Source organism: Brevundimonas faecalis, assembly GCF_040549405.1.
Lineage (GTDB): Bacteria > Pseudomonadota > Alphaproteobacteria > Caulobacterales > Caulobacteraceae > Brevundimonas > Brevundimonas faecalis.
The window spans coordinates 1,296,732-1,315,804 of sequence record NZ_JBEPTF010000001.1 but is presented as its reverse complement, the minus strand read 5'-3'; the positions used below and the strand labels follow the sequence as shown (position 1 = coordinate 1,315,804).

The window sequence follows — 19,073 nt, the reverse complement described above, 5'->3', positions numbered from 1 at the left end:
ACGCAACCAACAAGGCCCTAAAGGAACCACGCATGAAGCTCTACGCCCACCCCTTCTCGTCCTACTGCCAGAAGGCGCTGATCGCGCTGTATGAGAACGACACGCCGTTCGAGTTCAAACTACTGGAGGACGAGGCGTCGATGGCCGAGTTGGCGGCCTTGTGGCCGCTGAAACGGTTTCCGGTGCTGGAGGACGACGGCCGCACGATCTTCGAGGCCACTTCGATCATCGAGCATCTGGCCGTCCATCACCCCGGCCCCGTGCGCCTGATCCCCGAAGATCCGGCCGCCGCTGTCGAGGTGCGGATGATGGACCGAGTGTTCGACAACTATATCTCGTCGCCGCAGCAGAAGGTCGTCTTCAACGCGATCCGTCCCGAGGCTGACCGCGATCCCTATGGCGTGGCTGAGGCCAAGCAGATGCTGGAAGCGACCTACGCCTGGCTGGACGAACGGCTGGCGGGGCGGGAATGGGCCACCGACCACGGTTTCAGCCTGGCCGACTGCGCCGCCGCGCCCGCGCTCTTCTACGCCGACTGGACCTATCCCATTGATACGCGCTTCAAGACGCTGAAAGCCTATCGCGCCCGGCTTCTGGCCCGGCCGTCGATGGCGCGGGCGGTAAACGAGGCCCGACCCTACCGCACCTATTTCCCCTTGGGCGCACCCGACCGGGATTAGGCCGCCTTCTGGCTCCAAAGGTCCAGGTCCGCCTCGCGCCCGATCAGGGCCAGGCCCGAGGCGATGGATTCGAACTCGCCGCCGGTCTCGATGCGGTCAGCGCCGAAGCGGCGGATGAAGATGTCGCGCACAGCCGGAACGAAGGAGGTGCCGCCGGTCAGGAAGACGCGGTCGATCTGCGTCCCGTCCAGACCCGACTGGCTCATGGCCTCGTTGACAGCGGCCTCCATGGCCTGAAGCTCAGGCGCGATCCAGTCCTCGAAGTCCACGCGCTTGACCGGCTTCTCGATCCGCACCGATCCGGCGATGAAGGAGAAGACCGCCTCCTCGTCGCACGACAGGGCCTCTTTCAGATTCGAAACGGCGCGATAGAGGGCGTAGCCATGGTTGTCGTCCAGCACCTCGATCAGGCGTTCGATCTTCTCGGGCTCCAGCGCCGTCGAGGCTAGGCCGCGAATGTCGCGCATGTCCTTGGACGCCCGCAGCAGGGCCAGTTGGTCCCAGCGGGCGAAGGCGCTGTAGTAACGCTGCGGGATCGGCAGGCGATTGTCGAAGGCGCGATAGAGGCTGCCCTTGCCCAGCTCCGGCGAGACCAACTGGTCGATGATCCGATAGTCGAAGGCGTCGCCCGCCACGCCCACGCCCGACCGGGCCAGCGGCGTGGACTTCAGCGCGCCGTCCTTCCGCTCGAACCGCACGATGGAAAAGTCGCTGGTGCCGCCGCCGAAGTCGGCGACCAGGACATTGGCGTCCTGCTTCAGCTCGCGCGCAAAGAAGAAGGCCGCGCCGACGGGTTCGTAGGCGTAGCGGATGTCGGTGAATCCGAGGCGGGCGAAAGCCGCCTCATACCGACCCAGCGCCAGGGCCTCGTTGGGATTGCCGCCTGCAAAGGTGACGGGCCGCCCCACGATGATGCGCGGCGGCAGGGCGTCCATCGCCCCGTCCGCGTGATGCTTCAAACGCAGCAGGAAGGCCGATAGCAGGTCCTCGAAACAATAGCGGCGGTTGTCGATGCGGGTTTCGGTGAAGGCGGCGCTGGCGGCGAAGGTCTTGAACGACTGGATGAAACGGGTCTCCAGCGGGTCTTCGACATAGGCCTCGATGGCCCAGGGGCCCGCCTCGATCACGCGCTCGGGCGCGCCGCCGTCGCGCGCCTCATGCAGTTGGAAACTCAGCGCCGAGCGAAAGGCGAACAGGTCGCGCCCCTCGGCCTCGAACCGCACCAGGGTCGCGGGGCCGTCGCCGTGGGTCAGGGACACCACCGTATTGGTCGTGCCGAAGTCGATGCCGATGGTGGCGGGCGTGGCGGAGGACATGAACGGCGACCTGACGGAGAAGGCGGCCGGGGTTCCTAGGCCCCTGCCCGTTCAGGTCAAGCCCAAGCGCGCATTTTCCGCCTCTGAACACCGTCGCGACGCCTTGACCCGACGACTTCCGCGCCGGTAGCTGACGACCGGTCCACGGGAGGGTTTCATGAGCCAGAGAGTCACAGTGATCACCGGCGCTTCGGGCGTCCTGGGACGCGCCGTCGCGGATGCGGCCCTGGCGCGGGGCGATCTGGTCGCGGCGATCGATTTCGGCGCGGTCGAGCGGCCGGACGACGCCGCCTGGATAGGCCTGGGCGGCGTGGACCTGACGGACCCGGCGGCGGCCCAGGCGGCCATGGACGCTGTGGCCGAGCGCTTCGGCCGGATCGACGGCCTGCTGAACATCGCCGGCGGCTTCGTCTGGCAGATGACCGAGGGGCCGCTGGACGGGTGGAACCGGATGCATCGGATGAACCTGGAGACGGCGCTGAACGCCTGCCGCGCCGCCCTGCCCCACCTCAGCCGCGTCTCGCAGGGCCGCATCGTCAACGTCGGCGCCTGGGGCGCGGTTCAGGCCCGCGCCGGCATGGGCGCCTATGCGGCCTCCAAGGCGAGCGTACACCGGCTGACGGAATCCCTGGCGGAAGAGACCAAGGGAACGGGCCTGACGGTCAACGCCGTCCTGCCCTCCATCATCGACACTCCAGCCAATCGCGCCGACATGCCCGACGCAGACGCCGCGACCTGGGTTCGACCGGCCGAACTGGCGGCCGTCATGCTGTTCCTGGCCAGCGACGCCGCATCCGCCGTGACCGGGGCCCTGGTTCCCGTGCGCGGGCGGGTCTAGTCCGCCGGCAAGAGACGCAACGGGAAAGCCACACGACGCGGCGCACAATTGATCCAATTATAGATCATTTGTTGACAGGCCATTCGGCTTGTGTCGCAATCATCTCGTATTCAAAAAGATACATGCCTTAGGGGAGGCATGGAGGGAGCTAGGATGAGACACCGCGCCTATGTCTTGGGGGGAACCGCCCTTGCCGCCAGCCTGTCGGTCCTGGCCGGCGGCGCTTTCGCGCAAGACGCCGTTCAGGTCGACGACATCATCGTCACAGCCCGCAAGACCAATGAACGTCTGCAGGAAGTTCCCCTGGCCATCACGGCTGTGAACGCCGAGGAAATGCAGCGGCGCGGCATTCGCGAGGTGACCGACCTGTCGTCCGTCGCACCGGGCCTGAACATCGAAAAGGACCAGGGTCGCCGCTTCGAACGCCCCGTAATCCGAGGCCAGGCCAACGTCTACGGCTCCCCCAACGCCGCCTCCTTCGTCGACGGCGTCTATATTCCGGACAGCCTGTTCGCGACCGAAATGGCCTTCGTGAACCAGGTCGAGGTGATCAAGGGGCCGCAGTCGGCCCTGTACGGCCGCCAGACCTTCTCCGGCGCCATCAGCTACACCACCCGCAAACCGTCAAACGAGGTCGAAGGCCTGATCCGCGCCACGGCGGCGGAGCATGACGAGTACAACTTCCTGATGGGCCTCAGCGGCCCGCTGGTGCGCGACGTCCTGTCGGCCCAGGCCTCGGTCAACTACTATACCTATGGCGGCGAGTACCGGAACAACGCCCCCGGCACGCCGAGCAACGGCAAGACCATCGGCCAGGAAAAGACCGTGGGCGGGACCCTGGCTCTGCTCTACACGCCGACGCCGGACCTCAGCTTCATGCTGCGCGGCTCCTACGCCTACAACGACGACGGTCATGAACCCATGGCCATCCAGCGGTCCACGGCCAACAACTGCTATCTGAGCGCCCGGACGCAATATTACTGCGGCGCGATCAAGGTCACGCCCGACATGATCGGTCTGAACCTGGACGAGATCGGCGGCGGCGGGGTCGAGCGCAAGACCGGCCGGCTGAGCCTGACCACGGAATACGACCACAACGGCTACACCCTGACCTCCATCAGCGCCTACAATGACTCCGAGGAGCATCGTAAGGCCGATCTGGACTTCCTGCCTCAGCGCCTGTTGGGCGGTTCGCTGCACGTCGATGATCGCGTGAACATCAAGGGCTTCAGCCAGGAACTGCGGCTGGCCTCGCCGCGCAGCGAGCGCCTGCACTGGTTGGCCGGCGCCTATTACTTCAACAGCGATCGTTGGGACGGCCGCTATCGCTACGTGTCCCGTACGCTTCAGAACAACGGCACGGTCGAAACGGAGAACCTGGCCGCCTTCGGCCTGGTCGGCTTCGACTTCACCGACAAGCTGTCGGGCACGGCCGAGGTGCGCGTGGCCGAGGAAAAGCTGCGCCTGACGGGCGGCGATTCCCACTTCAACTATGAAGCGACCTATCGCTCCACCAATCCCCGCTTCACCCTGTCCTACAAGGCCACAGATGATCTGATGATCTACGGCCTGGTAGCGCGCGGGAACAAGCCGGGCGGCTTCAACACCGACGTGCGCCTGGCGGCCGCGGACCGTTCCTACGGCGAAGAGACGGCATGGAACTATGAACTGGGCTTCAAGAGCGACCTGTTCGACCGCCGCGTTCGCCTGAACGTCGCCGGCTACTACATCGACTGGAGCAACCAGCAGATGACCCAGGTCGCCAATCTGTCGGCGACCGAGACCGTCTCCTTCATCCGCAATGTGGGCGAGGTCGAGGTCAAGGGCGTCGAGGTCGAGGCCCAGACCAAGATCACCTCCGACTGGAGCGTGCGCGGCACCTTCGCCTACGCCGACTCGGAATACACCAACGCCAAGGATCCCGATTTCGCCACCCTGTCGGGCGGCGACGGCGACGTGCGCGGCAAGGCCATCCCGAACGCGCCCAAGATCCAGTACTCCCTCGGCACCAACTATGCCTGGAACGTCGGCGAGAACCGCTTCTTCATCGACGGCACCTACGCCTTCCGCTCGAAGAAATACGATCAGGTCGCCAACCTGGCGTGGGTCGATGGACGCGACACCGCCAATCTCCAGCTGGGCTGGGAGCGCGGTCCGCACCGCGTGATCCTGTTCGGTCGCAACATCTTCGACAACATCGATCCGGTGGGCATCATCCGCTACTCGGACTTCACGACCAATCGTCGCGGCTTCGTCGGCTCCCTGCCGCGCGGCCGCCAGATCGGCCTGACCTACGAGGCCAACTTCTAGACATTCCCCGAACCCGCCCCCGAGCGGCGACTTCCCCAGGCCCGCAATGCTTCGTGCATTGCGGGCTTCTTTTCGTCCGATGTGCGCCCAAGGAAGAAGCCCCGATCCGATGGACCGGGGCTTCGGCGTTTCAATACGGACGCAACGTTAGGCGGCAGGCTTTTCTCCCAGGACGACGTACCAGGCCCGGGGGCCGTCGCGCATCCGCACCGTGGTCTCCAGGATCTGGTCCGGGGCGAAGCCGACCTCCTGCATGACCGAGGGCGCGTGGGTGGCCAGGAACTCGTCCCAGAAGGGTTCGTCGTTGTTCTTGGTCTGCCAGGCGAAGATGAACTTCTCGAACGGGCTGAAGTCCGCCCCCTTCATCGGCACGTCCTGGTGAACGACGATGCCGCCGGGCCGCAGGACTCGGCGCGCCTCACTGAAGATGCGTCCCAGGGACTCGCGGGAAACCTCGTGCATCATGTTGTGCGACACGACCAGATCGAAGCTCTCGTCCTCGAACGGCATGTCGCCTGCGTCCATCTGGCGGAAGTGGGCCTTCAGACCCATGGCCTCGGCGCGCAGGTGGGCGTAGCGCAGCAGCCCGGGCGCCACGTCGACGCCATAGACCTCGGCTTCGGGGAAGGAGGCGGCGTAGCCGACCGTGGCCCCGCCGGAGGAGCAGGCCAGATCCAGGATGCGGCGCGGCTTGAAGTCCGGATACCGCTCCGCCAGGAAGTCGATCACGGCGGCGGACTTGGAGTCCTTCGTGCCGATGCCGACCCCCAGGGAGTAGGCGTTGCCGCCGCTCTCATAGAGGGCGCCCGCCACGAAGTCCTCGGTCGATTCCTCGCCCCGCATATAGCCGCCGGGCTGGCCGTGGATATGGCCCGCATAGGCGTCGGCCGGCGCCGCGAAGTCAGGGCTGGTCTCGCAACTGCCGCCCGCCGGGGCGTTGTCGAGCCGAGCCGCAACGGCCTTCATGCGCGGCAGTTCGCGCTGGATGGTCTCGCCCACCGAGTTCCACATCACGTCCTGGGCGCTGCGGCTGAAGGCGCTCCAAATCTGGTAGAAGGGATCGCCGACCATGGCCTCGGTGATCTGCTCGACCGTTTCGGGCGACTTGCCCGTGGCGGCGGCGTAGGCCGGCGCTGCGCGGGCCTCCAGGGCGATACGGTTGCCTTCCTCGAAACGACGCAGGCGGTTCTTCAACTGGACGATGTATTGGGTGCGCGCCGCCTCGTCGTGCAGCGGACGCGCCAGAAGCTCGTGCGTGGCCGTTCGGTCGATGATCATGCGCTCTTCTCCAGGTTCGGCTGGCCTAGGGCCCCAGCGATGTATTATATCAAATACCTCTAATGCGAAAGCATCCGCCCGGGGTTTCGATCATGCCTTCAACGCCGTCTTCCGCCGCCGAAAGGCCCGACCTGGGCGCCGGCGGGATCGTCGCCCTGCTGACCCCGGCCGAGAACCCGACGGCGGAAGCCGAACTGTCGGTCCTCTTGCCGCCGGACGTCAATCTGTTGACCGCCCGCATGCATGTTCAGGCGGCCGGGATGCTCGACCGGCTGCGCGCCTATGAGACCCGCCTGCCCGACTGGCTGGCTCCGTTCGGAGACGCGCCGCTGGACGCCGTCGGCTTCGCCTGTACGGGTTCGACCTATCTGCTGGGCCCCTCGCGCCGGCACCCGCAGTCCTTGCAGCGCCGCTCCGGCCCCTGCCCCGTCGTCTGCGCCGCCGACGCCCTGAAGGACGGGCTTGCGTCGCTCGGCGCACGACGCATCGTCCTGGTCAGCCCCTATCCCGCCGAGTTGACGGAGCTCGCAGCCCGCCACTGGCGCGACATGGGCTTCGAGGTCGCGGCCGTGGTGCAATCCCCCCTGGCCGAAGGGGCCGTCCATCCCATCTACGGCCAGACCGCGACCACCCTGCTGACGGGCCTGCGCCAGGCCTTGACCACGCCCCCGGCCGAAGCCGTCATCGCCATGGGCACGGGCGCCCCCAGCCTGGCCGCCCTGGCGGTCGCCAGCCTGGAGACCGACACACCCATCCTGTCGTCCAACCTGGCCACGGCCTGGTCCCTGACCCGATCCTTGAATCCGTCCCTGAAACAGCCCATCGCCGACTGGCTGTCCGCCGACGCCCCCTGGCGGGAGCGGCTATGGAGTCGTTTCCCCACCGCGCGAAGCCGCCTGCTCGGCGCCTGATCCCAAACCCGTCCGTTTCCCGTAAGGAGTCGTCATGTCCTCCCCCAAGCCGCCCCGCCCGACCTTCTTTGAAGACACCGCCAATGATCGGCTGACCGCCATCATCACGGCCCTGACCACCGAGCTCGCCGGACTGACCGATCGGGTCGCGACGCTGGAGGCTCTGCTGAACGACGCCGGCGTCCTGGCGCCCGGCGCGGTGGACCATCATGTCCTGACCGACGAACAACAGGCCGCCCGCCGCGCCCGCCACGCCGCCCTGACCGACCGCGTCTTCTACGTGCTGCAGGAAGAGGTCCATTATCTGGCCGAGCAGGCCGGGGAGTAGGCCCAATTGAAACGGGCCGGGACGTGATCGCCCCGGCCCGTCGCCCCATCGCACGCACCGCAATCCCCTCGCGGTCCGGCGAAATCCCTCAAGTCAGGGTCGCCGCCTTGCGCAGGCCGTCGATCATCGAAGAGCGCATCACATAGGCCTTGTGCTGGACGGGGTCCGCCAGCATGGCCTGCATCTCGGCCATCATGACCTTGCGACGCTCCGGATCGCGCTCCTGCATCCGGCTGCGATTACGGTCGGACTGGGCCAGGATCTCGGCCTCGGCGATCGGGCGGCGCTGACGCGTATAAAGGTCCAGCAGACCGAGGTCGCCGCCGTCGAGCACGGCCTTGAGCTTCTCCGTCAGGTTGAAGGCGTCATGCACCCCGCCGTTCATGCCCATGCCGCCGGAGGGACTGTTGATGTGGGCCGCGTCTCCGGCCAGGACCACCCGCCCCTTCCGATAGTCGGGCGCGATGCGCATGTGGACGCGATAGGGACGGATCTCCAGCACCCGATAGGGCTCGTCCCGCGCCACGATCCCCTGCAACTTGCTCTCGATGCTCTGGGGCGTCAGGGCGTCCTCGATGGTCTCCTCGCCGCGCGGATAGAGGCTGCAGCGCCAGAAGTCCTTGAGCTTCAGCAGGGAGAAGGTGCCGCCGTCCGTCCAGACATAGTTGACGTTCGACAAGCCCTGCAGGTGATCCTCGAACGGGAAGTCGGTGATCGCCAGTATGGTGGTTTCGGGATAGGTCTTGCCCTCAAGCTCCCATCCCAGAAGGGTGCGGACCGCGCTGCGAGCGCCGTCCGCGCCGATCAGATAGAGGCATCGCAGGCTGCGCCGCTCGCCCTTTTCGTCAAAGGTCACGGTCACGCCGTCGTCATCCTGGACGACCTCCACGACCGTCGCCCCCATGCGGATGTCCACATGCCTGGCGTTCGACAGATGTTCGGCCAGGACCCGGCACAGGCGGAACTGTTCGCACTGCAGGCGGAAGGGATGATCGGTTTCACCCTGCAGATAGCGCAGGTCGAACACGGCGCGCTCGCCGGTTTCGTGATGGCGAATCTGCCACTCTTCGCACTTCAGACCTTGGGCGATGAGGGGTTCGGCCAGGCCGTACTGGGCCAGCATATCCAGCGTCGGCGGGTGGAAGGTGGAGGCGCGAAGATCTTCCGGCAGCTCGCTTTCCGCCTCGAGCACGATGGTCGAGACGCCGAAACTCTCCAGCCGCATGGCCGCGCTCAGCCCGACCGGACCGGCGCCGACGATGATGACCTGAGCATCTCGTTGCTGCATTCTGGGAGCCCCCACACGACTTGTATCCGATCTAATACATTTGTTCATGAGCGCAGCAAGAGGGCAAATCCATTGATCGTCACGCCATCGAGCTAATATGAAATGCCAAAGCCCTTGAAATCGAACCAGGGCAACGGGTTGCGATCCGCCGCTATCACGTATTAGTTTAGAAACAACACCCTTGTATCGCCTTTCCGGGCCAAGTCACAGGATGATCGCCATGTCCGCTCCCGCCTCGCCTTTCGACTGGGCGCCCAAGCTGGTGTCGAGCTTCATCGACGGCGCCTTTGTCGGCGAGGTCGGCGGCTATCGCATTCCGACCTTCTATCCCGGCGACGGCCGGATCATCTCCGAGCTTCAGGAAGCCGACGCCCTGGAAGTGGATCGCGCCGTCCGCTCCGCCCGCCGCGCCTTCAACGATCCGGCCTGGCGCGACATGGCCGTCGAGGCGCGCCAGTCGATTCTCTATCGTATCGCTGAGACCATCGAGGCCAACGCCCTTGAACTGGCGACGCTGGAGACGCTGAACGCCGGCATCGTCCGGCGCGACGTCCTGGGTCGGCAAGTGCTGCGCGCCGCCTACAACTTCCGCTTCTTCGCCGAGGCGATCAGCCAGCAACCGGGCCAGGTCTGGCAGCAGAACAAGGACTATCTGACCTTCGTCACGCGCCACCCGGTCGGAGTCGCCGCCCTGATCGCGCCCTGGAATTCTCCGCTCGCCCTGGCCTCGATGAAGGTCGCCTCGGCCATCGCCTTCGGCAACACCTGCGTGCTGAAGCCTTCGGAACAGACCCCTCTGTCGCTGGCCCGCCTGGTCGAACTGATCAACGACATCACGCCGCCGGGCGTGGTGAACCTGGTCAACGGACGCGGCGGCGTTACCGGCGCGGCCCTGACGGAACACCCCGACATCGACCTGATCGCCTTCACCGGCGGCACGGAGACCGGCCGCCAGATCATGCAGACGGCCGGCCGCCGCCTGAAGCCCGCAGCAGTCGAGTTGGGCGGCAAATCGGCCAACATCATCTTCGCCGACGCGGACCAGGAGCGAGCGCTGGACGGCGCCCTGATCTCCATCTTCTCCAACAACGGCCAGCAGTGCCTGGCCGGGTCGCGCATCCTGGTCGAGGATTCCATCTTCGACGACTTCGTCGGCCGCTTCGTGGAACGCGCGCAGAAGATTCGCGTCGGCGACCCGCTGGACGATGCGACCGAGATCGGCCCCATCGCCTCGGCCCGACACCGCGAGCACATCCTGTCCTATGTCGGCGTCGCCCAATCGCAGGGCGCCAGCCTGCTGACCGGCGGCCACGCCCTGGACCGGCCCGGCTATTTCGTTGAGCCGACGGCCGTCCTGGCCCCCAGCAACAGCGACCGGGTCTGCCAGGAGGAAATCTTCGGCCCCTTCGCCGCCTTCGTGAAGTTCAGGGACATGGAAGACGCGATCCGCATGGCCAACGAAAGCCAGTTCGGTCTGGTCGGCTATTGCTGGACGCAGAATCTCGACAAGGCCCTGCGCGTCAGCCAGGGCGTGCGGACCGGCCTGATGTGGGTCAACACCCCCATGGTGCGCGAACTGCGGGCGCCCTTCGGCGGAGTCAAGGATTCGGGCCTGGGCCGCGACGGCGCCGCCGCCTCCATGGCCTTCTTCACCGAGGAAAAGACCACCACTATCCCGATCGCCGACACGACCCTGCGCAAGTTCGGCGTCTGATAGGGCGGACAGGGCGGCCGCACGGACCGCCCTTCTTCATATCAGCCGATATGTCGCCACTGCGGCCGCGCCGAGCTGTTATCCCGGCTCAGCAGCATGTGGTATTCGTACTGGTCGGGGTTGTAGAGACCGACCTGATGCTCGAACGGGCGGCCGTCTGCATCGAAGACGGTCCGGCGCAGCCGCAGCAGCGGCATGCCGATGGCCACGTTCAGCTTGCGCGCCGCGTCGTCGTCAGCCGGAATGGCGCTGATGGTCTGTTCGGCGCGCTGGGCGCGAACGCCGCCGCCTTCCAGCAGACGGATGATCGGCCGATCGTCGATCGCCGCCTGGGGGACAAGACCCGCCACGTCTTCCGGCAGATAGACCTGGGTCACCGACAGCGGCTTGTCCTTGTAGAACCTGAGGCGCTCGATCCGCAGGACCCGTGCGCCGGCATCAAGTCCCAGCGCCTGGGCCACCGTGGTCGGGGCGACCGCATCCGCGTCATAGGACAACAGGCGCGCCGTCGTCTCGAGCCCCAGGGTGATCAGGTTCTCGACCAGGCCGGAAACCCGCCCCTCGCCCGCTCCGGGCTCAGCCGAGCGCGGGGCCACGAAGGTGCCGACCCCGTGTTTTCGAATGATCCACCCCTCGCGCCCCAGAAGCTCCAGCGCGCGGCGCACCGTGACGCGCGAAACGTCATAGGCGGCGGCCAGCTGCATTTCAGAAGGCATCAGGCTTTCTTTCGGAAAGACGCTGTCCTTGATCTGCTGCCGCAGGATGGTGGTGAGCTGATGATAGACGGGCAGGCTGCTGGCGCCGCCGTCCGCCTTCAGGCTGCGACGGCCGATCTCGCCGTCGTTGGTCTTGTCCTTGGCCTTGCTGGTCAAGCTTCCTCTCTTGACGCCGACACCCTAGACTGCCGGGTCTATTGTCCAAGTTGCATCTAATATCAGACGACAGCGACTTGGCCACACTGGTCGCCTTCGTCGTCTTTCACTGAAGAGATCCAGATGTCTTCATCCTCGACCCCGGCCGAGATCGACGCCCTGGGCCTGACGCCCGCCCTGCTGGACGATCGCCTGCCGATCCCCCTGTATCATCAGGTTCGCCTGCTGCTGACCGAGCGGATTCGTCGCGGCGACCTGCCGGCCGGATCGGTCCTGCCCGGAGAACATCAGATCGCGGAACAACTCGGCGCCTCGCGAATCACCGTGAAGCGCGCCCTGAACGAATTGGCTGGCGCGGGCCTGGTCACGCGGCATCGCGGTCGGGGCACCATGGTGACGCCCCAGGTCGAACTTCCGGTCATCACCGGCTCCTTCTCGACCATGATGGATTCCCTGCGGACCATGGGTCACGAGACCCAGGTCGAACTGCTGGAAACCGGGATGGAGCCCGCAAGCGCGGAGGTCGCGCGGGCTCTGGGGCTGGCGCTCGGCGATCCGGTCCGACGCATCGTCCGCGTGCGTCGTCTGGGCGGAGCCCCCTTCTCCTATCTGATCTCCTGGCTGCCGGCGGCGGTAGCCGACAATTGCGAGGAAAGCGCCTTCGCCGAGCAGTCGATGCTGTCGCTGCTGGAACAGGCCGGCGCCCTGCCCCACGAGGCGGAGCTGTGGGTGTCGGCCGTGGGCGCCGTCCCGGCGGTGTCGGCGGCCCTGGAGGTCGCCGTGGGTTCGCCCCTGCTGCGGATCGAGCGGATCATGCGCAAGGCCGACGGCACGGCCGTTCAGTTCATCAACGCCCATTATCACGCCGAGCGCTTCCGCTATCACCTGCTCAGCCGCCGGGACGACAGTCAGGACTGGAAGGCGCAAGGGTAGCCCGAGGCCCCAGGGACGCGAATTGGACGAAACTATCCGCCCCGAAGACCAATCGCCTCTTGCGCCCTGCGACGGGACATAGGCAATATTGGTCTATCAATAGATCATTTAGGCGATGCGACCGTGAGCGACCTCTCCTTCGAGCCCACCATGATCCGTGAGAACAAGACAGCCCGCGAGTTGTTCGAGGCGGTGAAGGCCAATCCTGCACGCGCGCGCTTCGGCTTCGGTCAGAAACTGGCCGTCGTGAACGTCGACTTCCAGCAGGCCTATACGCGACCCGACCTCTTCCCCAAGACCGCCTACGTCACCCATCCGGACCAGATCGGCTTCACCAACCGCATTTCGGCGGCCGCCCGCGCCAAGGACATGCCGGTGATCTGGAGCCACGTGGCCTACAAGGCCGATGCGGCCGACGCCGGCGTCTGGGGCACGCGCACCGACACGCCGGACAGCCTTCAGAACATCAAGTACGATTCCGAACGCCACGCCTTCGACCCCCGCTGCGAGATCCATGAGACGACGGACCTGATCTACACCAAGCGGATGCCCTCGGCCTTCTTCGAGACCCCGCTGAATTCCTATCTGCGGTGGCACAAGGTGGATACGGTGCTGGTCACCGGCGGCTCGACCTCGGGCTGCGTGCGCGCCACGGCGGTCGACAGCCTGTCCTACGGCTTCCGCACCATCGTCGCGGAGGAATGCGTGGCCGACAAGCATGAGAGCTATCACTACGCCAACCTGACCGACCTGCAGTTGAAGTACGCCGACGTGGTGTCGGCCCAGGAGGTGCTGGACTGGCTCGCCGCCCGCTGACCTGATTTTCCCCTGCCGCTCAACCAATCCTCCTGATGTTCATTTCAAAGAGTCTGCGCGGCCTGAGGGACTTCGCCTTCGTCCTGGCCGCCACGATGACGGTGCTCTTCTTCCTGCTGCGCCTGACCGGCGATCCGGCCGTCGTGCTGGCGGGCGAAGGCGCGCGGCCGGAGCAGATCGAGGCCATTCGGGTCGAGTACGGCTTCGACCGGAGTTTGATCGTCCAGTACGGCTCGGTCATGCTGCGGCTGCTTCAGGGAGATTTCGGCAAGTCGCTGGTCGATGGAACGCCCGCCCTTGAAAAGGTGCTGGCCTCCCTGCCCGCCACGCTCTTCCTGGCCGCCATGGCCATCACCGTGAACCTGCTGATCTCCCTGCCGCTCGGCGCCTGGCTGGGACAGAAGCAGGAAGGCGCGCCGCGGCGGATCGTGCGCGGCGCCCTGACGGTGCTGCAGGGCTTCCCCGGTTTCGTCGTCGCCCTGTTGCTGATCAACCTGTTCGCGGCCGGATTGGAGTGGCTGCCTTCCATCGGATACGGCGGTCCGGCGACCTGGATCCTGCCGGTCGTCTCGGTCGTCTCCTTCCTGGCGCCCAAGCTGATCCGGGTGGTCGAGGCCAACACCCATGCCGCGCTCGCGGCCGACTTCGTGCGCACGGCGCGGTCCACGGGCGCGAGCGACGGCTGGATCCTGTGGCGTCACGTCCTGCCCAACGCCCTGCTGGGCGCCGTCGCCCTGATCGGCGCCGAACTGGCCTTCATGCTGACCGGCCTGGTGGTGATCGAAACCATCTTCGCCTGGCCCGGGATCGGCTGGCTGCTGGTCCAGTCCACGCTGAACCTCGACTTCAACGTGGTCCAGGCCGTGGTCTTCGTCATGGTGGTCAGCGTCTTCGTCAGCAACGCCGTGACCGAGGCCGTCCAGGCCCTGCTGGATCCGCGCATTCGCGTCGGCGGGAGGGCCGCGTCGTGAGCCGCCCCTTCCCGCTCAAGCCCGCCCTGGCCCTGCCCCTGCTGGTCGGCCTAGCCTGTCTGGCAGTGATGATCTTCGGCGATCGGCTGTCGGGATACGACCATCGCGCCATCGACCTGTCGGCGCGCTTGGCCGCCCCCCTGTCGCACGGTCATCTGATCGGCACGGACGAACTGGGCCGCGACGTCCTGGCCCGCCTGCTGAACGGTCTGCGCTGGTCGGTCGGCGCAGCCTTCTGCGCCACCCTGATCGCCTTCTGCATCGGCACGAGCTTTGGACTGGTGGCGGCGCATCGCGGCGCGGCCCTGGGCGCGGCGCTGAAGCTTCTGACAACCTTCACCCAGTCCTTCCCCTCCTTCGTCATGGCGGTGACGGTCATCGCCCTGCTCGGCGACAGCGGCTTCTGGGCCGTGACCCTGACCCTGGGTCTGGTGACGTGGCCGGTCTTCTCTCGCGTGGTCTATGCCGAGGCGCGCAGCCTGTTCCAGCGCGAGTACGTCCAGGCCGCCGAGATGACCGGCATGAGCGTCGTGCGCCTCTACGCCCGCCATGTCCTGCCCGCCCTGGTCCCGACCCTGTCGGTCCTGGTGGTCTTCCACTTCGCCGAGATGATCGTGGCCGAGGGCGCCCTGTCCTTCCTGGGCATCGGCGCGCCGCTGGGCGCCGCGACCTGGGGCGCCATGCTGAGCGAAGGCCGCGCCTTCATGCTGGAAGCGCCCTGGCTGACCTTGGGTCCGGCCTTCGCCATGGTGATCATCATCGTTTCCGCTCATAGCCTGGGCAAGCAGTTGCGGGACGCCGCCCGATGAGCGTTCAAACCGGCGAAACCGTCCTGGACGTGCGCGGCTTGCGGCTGGAAGCCATGGCCGACAACCGCGTCCTGATCCCCAACCTGAACCTGACCGTGCGGCGCGGAGAAATCCTGGGCCTGGTGGGGCAATCGGGATCGGGCAAGACCCTGACCTGTTTCGCTGTCGGGGGCCTGACGCCGCCGGGCGTTCGCGCCACGGCGGGCGAAATCCATCTGGAAGGCCGCAGGATCGACAACCTGGCCGAGGCTGACTGGCGCGCCGTTCGCGGCGGACGGATCGGGATGGTGTTCCAGGATCCCCTGTCCTCCTTCAACCCGGTGAAGACCATAGGTTCGATCCTGATCGAATCCGCCCGACGTCATCAGAATCTGGACAAGAAGGCCGCGCGCGATCTGGCCGTCCGCACCCTGAAGGCCATGCGCCTGCCGGGCGAGAACGCCTCCGTGGACGCCTATCCGCACATGCTGTCGGGCGGCCAGCGCCAGCGCGCCATGATTGGCCTGGCCCTGATCAACAATCCGGCCCTGATCCTGGCCGACGAACCGACCACGGCCCTGGACCCGACGATCCAGTTGCAGATCCTGGCTCTGTTGCGTCGACAGGCGGAAAAGGCGGCGGCCCTGATGATCACCCACGACATCGCCGCGGCCGGCGCCGTCTGCGACCGCATCGCCGTCATGCTGGAGGGAGAGATCGTGGAGGAAGGCCCCGTCGATCAGGTACTGTACGATCCGGTTCACGCCTTCACCCGCGACCTGCTGGCCTCGGCCCATCTGGGAAGCAAAAGATGAGCGCGCCCCTGCTGTCGATCCGCGACCTGGGCGTGGCCTATGGCGAAGGGGCGTCGCGTCGCTTCGTCCTTCAGGACGCCGGTTTCGATCTGGAAGCCGGTCATGTCATGGCCATCGTGGGGGAGTCCGGATCGGGCAAGTCCACCCTGGTGCGCGCCGTCGCCGGCCTGACCACGCCGGCGACTGGCCAAATCAGTTTCCAGGGCGTGCGCCTGCCCGCCCTGGGCAAACGGTCGAAGGCCATGCTGCACGGCATCCAGATGGTCTTCCAGGACCCCGGCGCCAGCCTGAATCCGCGCCATGCGATCCGCGCCGTGCTGGAAGAACCCCTGATCGTCGTCGGCAAGCTGGACAGCCCCGCGCGGCGGCGGCGCGTCGAGGAACTGATGGACCTGGTCCATCTGGATCACCGCCTGCTGGACCTGCGTCCCGCCGCCCTGTCCGGCGGCCAGAAACAGCGCGTCGCCATCGCCCGCGCCCTGGCCATGGAGCCAAGGCTGCTGATCGCGGACGAGGCCCTTTCGGCGTTGGACTTCGCCAATCAGGACAAGATCTCGGCCCTGCTTCTGGAACTGAAGTCCCGGCTGAACCTGGCCATGCTCTTCGTGTCCCATGACATGCGCAGCGTGCGCCGCATGGCCGATCAGGTCTGCGTCGTCCAGAACGGCAGGATCATCGAACAGGGACCGACCGCCGAGGTCCTGTACCACCCGCGCACCGCCTATACCCAGTTGCTGCTGGCCGCCGCCCTGAACCCCGCCGCCGCCTTGGCCGACGCGCGACTGAGCGCCGTTCTGGAAGCCGGCGGCGCCGTCACGGACGAGGTGCTGGCGGGGGTGATGGAGATCATCCGGGCCGACGCCCGGATGCCGGTTTAGGACTGTCAGCATGTCGCTTCGTCGCCTTATCGCCATCGCCTGCCTCGGCGCCGCCCTGCTGTCGGGATGCGACGACAAGGGCCGGCGAGCCGACGACCAGGTCCTGCGGATCGCGGCGGGCAGCCTGCCGGCCAGCCTGGGCAATCCGTTCAAGGGCAACGGCCGCCCCGGCTCCCTGGTTTGGCTCGCCATCTACGACGGCCTGACCGCCATCAACGACGAAGGCCGACTGGGGCCGGGCCTGGCCGTCGAATGGCGCGCTCTGGAACCCAATGTCTGGCGCTTCAAGCTGCGCGAGGGCGTGCGTTATTCCAACGGTCGACCGTTCGACGCGGAAGCGGCGGCCGAGGTCTTCGCCTACCTGGCCACCCCCGAGGGTCAGCGCACCACGATCGGCTCCGAAGCCCGCAACATCGCTGAGGCTCGTCCCGTCGGGCCGTATGAACTGGAACTGCGGACCAAGCGGCCCGATCCCATCCTGCCGCGCCGCCTCGCCGCCGTCATGATGATCGAGCCCAGGACCGTGGCCCGCATCGGCATGGACGCCTACGCCCAGAAGCCTGTGGGCACCGGCGCCTTCGTCATGACGGGCTGGGATCAGCGCTCTCGCCGCCTGACCCTGGCGCGGAACCCCGCTTCGTGGCGCCCTTCGTCCATCGACGGCGTGGTCTTCTATGAACTGCCCAGCGCGACCAGCCGAACCCAGGCCCTGCTGTCGGGAGACGTGGACTTCTCCCTGGTCGACCTGGAGGAGACCGAGCGGCTGGAGCGGAAGCGCTTCCATGTCGTCTACACGCCGTCGATGCAGGTGAAGGCCTATTCCTTCCGCAACGTGGGCGGCGATCCGGCCTCCCCGCTGAAGGACGTGCGCGTGCGGCAGGCCCTGAACTATGCCGTGGACAAGACCGCGATCGCCTCCCTGCTGCCCAAGGGCGCCAAGCCTTCCGGGCAACCGGCGCCGACGGGCGTCTTCGGCCATGATCCGTCCATCCCGCCCTATCCCTATGACCCGGCCAAGGCGCGGCGACTGCTGGCGGAGGCGGGCTATCCCAAGGGCTTCGACCTGACGATGGAGGTCCTGACCGACGCGGCGCCCGGCGACGACATGATGTCCCAGGCCGTGGCCGAATACTGGCGCGCCGTCGGGGTGAACACCCGGCTTCAGGTCATGACCATGCCTGACTTCCTGATGAAGTATCAGACCAACACCTGGGCGGGCGAGGCCCTGGCCCTGTCATGGAACAGCTTCCAGTACTACGACGTGACCCGCGCCATGGAGGACTTCTCCTGCACGCGACCGACGCCCTTCTTCTGCGATCAGGCCATCACCGAGCGGCTGAAGAAGGCGCGGGTGATCATGGACGACCATGAGCGGGAAGCCGCCTATCGCGATCTGGCGCGCCTGTATCGCGAAGCCGCCCCATCCGTCTTCCTGATCGAGCATCAGGACGTCTTCGCCTATTCGCCGCGGGTGGAGAACGTGAAGATCCGCCACCGTGTCCCGGTCTATGAGCAGATGAAGCTCCGATAGCTTCACCAGTCGATCGGCTGACCATTGAAGCGCTTGAACGTCCCGGAATCTTCCGGCGTCAGGGCGATGACGGCGTCGGCCAGACCCTGACCGCTTTCACGCGCCGATATGCGCGGCGGACCGCCGGCTGCGGCGCGCGTGAAGTCGGTATCGACAAAGCCTGGGCTCAACAGGGAGACGATGATCCCCCTTTCCTTCAGGTCTCCGGCCAGGCTGCGCATCGCCATGTTCAGGGCGGCCTTGCTGGTCCGATAGAAGTAGTTGCCGTTCGTCGCGGCCTTGATCGAGCCGAGGCTGCTGGAGATGGAGACGATCTTCCGATGCTCACTGGCGGCGACATGCTCAACGAAGGCCTCCGCCATCCGCATCGGCGCCATCAGGTTGACGTCCATGACCCTGCGCCAGGCCTCATAGTCCAGGGAGCCGAGGCGCGTGTCCCGCCAGGCGATCCCCGCATTATTGATCAGGGTGTCGATCGGACGCCCCGCCGTCCGGTCCGCCAGGGCGCCGACGGCCGCGAAATCCGACACGTCCAGGGGCTCGATCTCGATCAGACCCGCATGCGTCTTCGCCAGGGCTCGCAGGTCCTGCGCCGCGTCGGGCGAGCGGCAGGTCGCGGTGACGCTCCATCCACGCTCGGCGAACGCCTCGGTCAGGGCCAGACCGATGCCTCGGCTGGCGCCGGTGATCAGGGCATGGGGCATGAAAGGTCCTTTCTTGAACCGCGATCCTCGGACGGAAGCTTGGTCTAGCATGCAAAAGGACGCGGCCCAGCCGTTCCTGGCGGAACAGGCCGGACCGCGCCC

Annotated in this window: 18 protein-coding genes; 13 read left to right on the top strand and 5 right to left on the bottom strand. The window is 66.6% G+C overall.

The window, feature by feature from the left end; all coding sequences use genetic code 11:
- Positions 1-32 precede the first annotated feature (32 nt).
- Positions 33-680, top strand: coding sequence for a glutathione S-transferase family protein (locus ABIE19_RS06475; protein ID WP_354088303.1), 648 nt, complete (start codon positions 33-35; stop codon positions 678-680).
- Here ABIE19_RS06475 and ABIE19_RS06470 read toward each other — a convergent pair.
- A complete protein-coding gene (locus ABIE19_RS06470; RefSeq protein WP_354088302.1) occupies positions 677-1,996 on the bottom strand; it encodes an Hsp70 family protein in 1,320 nt (439 codons plus the stop codon). The two genes, ABIE19_RS06475 and ABIE19_RS06470, sit on opposite strands and share 4 nt — an antisense overlap.
- Before the next feature lie 157 nt (positions 1,997-2,153).
- Here ABIE19_RS06470 and ABIE19_RS06465 point away from each other — a divergent pair, with 157 nt between their 5' ends.
- Both ABIE19_RS06465 and ABIE19_RS06460 read left to right on the top strand, forming a co-directional pair.
- Positions 2,154-2,834 carry an SDR family NAD(P)-dependent oxidoreductase gene (locus ABIE19_RS06465; protein ID WP_354088301.1) on the top strand — a complete coding sequence of 227 codons (681 nt, stop codon included), beginning with the start codon at positions 2,154-2,156 and terminating at the stop codon, positions 2,832-2,834.
- 153 nt (positions 2,835-2,987) lie between these two features.
- Positions 2,988-5,144, top strand: coding sequence for a TonB-dependent receptor (locus ABIE19_RS06460; RefSeq protein ID WP_354088300.1), 2,157 nt, complete (start codon positions 2,988-2,990; stop codon positions 5,142-5,144).
- Between the two features lie 147 nt (positions 5,145-5,291).
- Here ABIE19_RS06460 and ABIE19_RS06455 read toward each other — a convergent pair whose 3' ends face one another.
- Positions 5,292-6,422 (bottom strand): class I SAM-dependent methyltransferase, encoded by a 1,131-nt coding sequence (locus ABIE19_RS06455; protein WP_354088299.1) that lies wholly within the window; start codon positions 6,420-6,422, stop codon positions 5,292-5,294.
- Positions 6,423-6,514: 92 nt separating this feature from the next.
- On the opposite strand from ABIE19_RS06455, the gene ABIE19_RS06450 reads away from it, so the two are divergent.
- Positions 6,515-7,333 carry a maleate cis-trans isomerase family protein gene (locus ABIE19_RS06450; protein ID WP_354088298.1) on the top strand — a complete coding sequence of 273 codons (819 nt, stop codon included), beginning with the start codon at positions 6,515-6,517 and terminating at the stop codon, positions 7,331-7,333.
- A 34-nt stretch (positions 7,334-7,367) separates the two neighbouring features.
- Positions 7,368-7,661 carry a hypothetical protein gene (locus ABIE19_RS06445; protein WP_354088297.1) on the top strand — a complete coding sequence of 98 codons (294 nt, stop codon included), beginning with the start codon at positions 7,368-7,370 and terminating at the stop codon, positions 7,659-7,661.
- An 88-nt stretch (positions 7,662-7,749) separates the two neighbouring features.
- On the opposite strand, the gene ABIE19_RS06440 is transcribed toward ABIE19_RS06445, so the two are convergent.
- The gene (locus ABIE19_RS06440) at positions 7,750-8,949 is read right to left on the bottom strand and encodes an FAD-dependent oxidoreductase (RefSeq protein ID WP_354088296.1); all 1,200 of its coding nucleotides are present in this window, start codon (positions 8,947-8,949) and stop codon (positions 7,750-7,752) included.
- Positions 8,950-9,169: 220 nt separating this feature from the next.
- On the opposite strand from ABIE19_RS06440, the gene ABIE19_RS06435 reads away from it, so the two are divergent.
- Positions 9,170-10,663, top strand: coding sequence for an aldehyde dehydrogenase (locus ABIE19_RS06435; protein WP_354088295.1), 1,494 nt, complete (start codon positions 9,170-9,172; stop codon positions 10,661-10,663).
- Between the two features lie 41 nt (positions 10,664-10,704).
- Here the strand turns inward: ABIE19_RS06435 and ABIE19_RS06430 are convergent, their stop codons facing one another.
- Positions 10,705-11,535 carry a GntR family transcriptional regulator gene (locus tag ABIE19_RS06430; RefSeq protein WP_354088294.1) on the bottom strand — a complete coding sequence of 277 codons (831 nt, stop codon included), beginning with the start codon at positions 11,533-11,535 and terminating at the stop codon, positions 10,705-10,707.
- Positions 11,536-11,658: 123 nt separating this feature from the next.
- On the opposite strand from ABIE19_RS06430, the gene ABIE19_RS06425 reads away from it, so the two are divergent.
- The 7 genes from ABIE19_RS06425 to ABIE19_RS06395 all read left to right on the top strand — a co-directional run bounded on the left by ABIE19_RS06425 (position 11,659) and on the right by ABIE19_RS06395 (position 18,267).
- Positions 11,659-12,468: a GntR family transcriptional regulator gene (locus tag ABIE19_RS06425; protein ID WP_354088293.1), complete on the top strand. Its 810-nt coding sequence runs from the start codon at positions 11,659-11,661 to the stop codon at positions 12,466-12,468.
- 123 nt (positions 12,469-12,591) lie between these two features.
- Positions 12,592-13,284: an isochorismatase family protein gene (locus ABIE19_RS06420; RefSeq protein WP_354088292.1), complete on the top strand. Its 693-nt coding sequence runs from the start codon at positions 12,592-12,594 to the stop codon at positions 13,282-13,284.
- Between the two features lie 35 nt (positions 13,285-13,319).
- Entirely contained in the window at positions 13,320-14,255 is a 936-nt protein-coding gene (locus ABIE19_RS06415; RefSeq protein ID WP_354088291.1) for an ABC transporter permease, read from the top strand.
- Entirely contained in the window at positions 14,252-15,064 is an 813-nt protein-coding gene (locus ABIE19_RS06410) for an ABC transporter permease (protein WP_354088290.1), read from the top strand. The genes ABIE19_RS06415 and ABIE19_RS06410 overlap by 4 nt, the downstream gene beginning before the upstream one ends.
- Positions 15,061-15,858, top strand: a complete 798-nt coding sequence (locus ABIE19_RS06405) for an ABC transporter ATP-binding protein (protein WP_354088289.1) — start codon at positions 15,061-15,063, stop codon at positions 15,856-15,858. The genes ABIE19_RS06410 and ABIE19_RS06405 overlap by 4 nt, the downstream gene beginning before the upstream one ends.
- Positions 15,855-16,736 (top strand): ABC transporter ATP-binding protein, encoded by an 882-nt coding sequence (locus ABIE19_RS06400; RefSeq protein ID WP_354088288.1) that lies wholly within the window; start codon positions 15,855-15,857, stop codon positions 16,734-16,736. The genes ABIE19_RS06405 and ABIE19_RS06400 overlap by 4 nt, the downstream gene beginning before the upstream one ends.
- Positions 16,737-16,746: 10 nt before the next feature.
- Positions 16,747-18,267: an ABC transporter substrate-binding protein gene (locus tag ABIE19_RS06395; RefSeq protein ID WP_354088287.1), complete on the top strand. Its 1,521-nt coding sequence runs from the start codon at positions 16,747-16,749 to the stop codon at positions 18,265-18,267.
- Between the two features lie 2 nt (positions 18,268-18,269).
- Here the strand turns inward: ABIE19_RS06395 and ABIE19_RS06390 are convergent, their stop codons facing one another.
- The gene (locus tag ABIE19_RS06390) at positions 18,270-18,971 is read right to left on the bottom strand and encodes an SDR family oxidoreductase (protein ID WP_354088286.1); all 702 of its coding nucleotides are present in this window, start codon (positions 18,969-18,971) and stop codon (positions 18,270-18,272) included.
- Positions 18,972-19,073: the final 102 nt, after the last annotated feature.

Bases quoted from the DNA above. Each gene is read 5' to 3' on its own strand.
- ABIE19_RS06475 (WP_354088303.1), top strand. From the start codon at position 33: ATGAAGCTCTACGCCCACCCCTTCTCGTCCTACTGCCAGAAGGCGCTG.
- ABIE19_RS06470 (WP_354088302.1), bottom strand. From the start codon at position 1,996: ATGTCCTCCGCCACGCCCGCCACCATCGGCATCGACTTCGGCACGACC.
- ABIE19_RS06465 (WP_354088301.1), top strand. From the start codon at position 2,154: ATGAGCCAGAGAGTCACAGTGATCACCGGCGCTTCGGGCGTCCTGGGA.
- ABIE19_RS06460 (WP_354088300.1), top strand. From the start codon at position 2,988: ATGAGACACCGCGCCTATGTCTTGGGGGGAACCGCCCTTGCCGCCAGC.
- ABIE19_RS06455 (WP_354088299.1), bottom strand. From the start codon at position 6,422: ATGATCATCGACCGAACGGCCACGCACGAGCTTCTGGCGCGTCCGCTG.
- ABIE19_RS06450 (WP_354088298.1), top strand. From the start codon at position 6,515: ATGCCTTCAACGCCGTCTTCCGCCGCCGAAAGGCCCGACCTGGGCGCC.
- ABIE19_RS06445 (WP_354088297.1), top strand. From the start codon at position 7,368: ATGTCCTCCCCCAAGCCGCCCCGCCCGACCTTCTTTGAAGACACCGCC.
- ABIE19_RS06440 (WP_354088296.1), bottom strand. From the start codon at position 8,949: ATGCAGCAACGAGATGCTCAGGTCATCATCGTCGGCGCCGGTCCGGTC.
- ABIE19_RS06435 (WP_354088295.1), top strand. From the start codon at position 9,170: ATGTCCGCTCCCGCCTCGCCTTTCGACTGGGCGCCCAAGCTGGTGTCG.
- ABIE19_RS06425 (WP_354088293.1), top strand. From the start codon at position 11,659: ATGTCTTCATCCTCGACCCCGGCCGAGATCGACGCCCTGGGCCTGACG.
- ABIE19_RS06415 (WP_354088291.1), top strand. From the start codon at position 13,320: ATGTTCATTTCAAAGAGTCTGCGCGGCCTGAGGGACTTCGCCTTCGTC.
- ABIE19_RS06405 (WP_354088289.1), top strand. From the start codon at position 15,061: ATGAGCGTTCAAACCGGCGAAACCGTCCTGGACGTGCGCGGCTTGCGG.
- ABIE19_RS06400 (WP_354088288.1), top strand. From the start codon at position 15,855: ATGAGCGCGCCCCTGCTGTCGATCCGCGACCTGGGCGTGGCCTATGGC.
- ABIE19_RS06395 (WP_354088287.1), top strand. From the start codon at position 16,747: ATGTCGCTTCGTCGCCTTATCGCCATCGCCTGCCTCGGCGCCGCCCTG.
- ABIE19_RS06390 (WP_354088286.1), bottom strand. From the start codon at position 18,971: ATGCCCCATGCCCTGATCACCGGCGCCAGCCGAGGCATCGGTCTGGCC.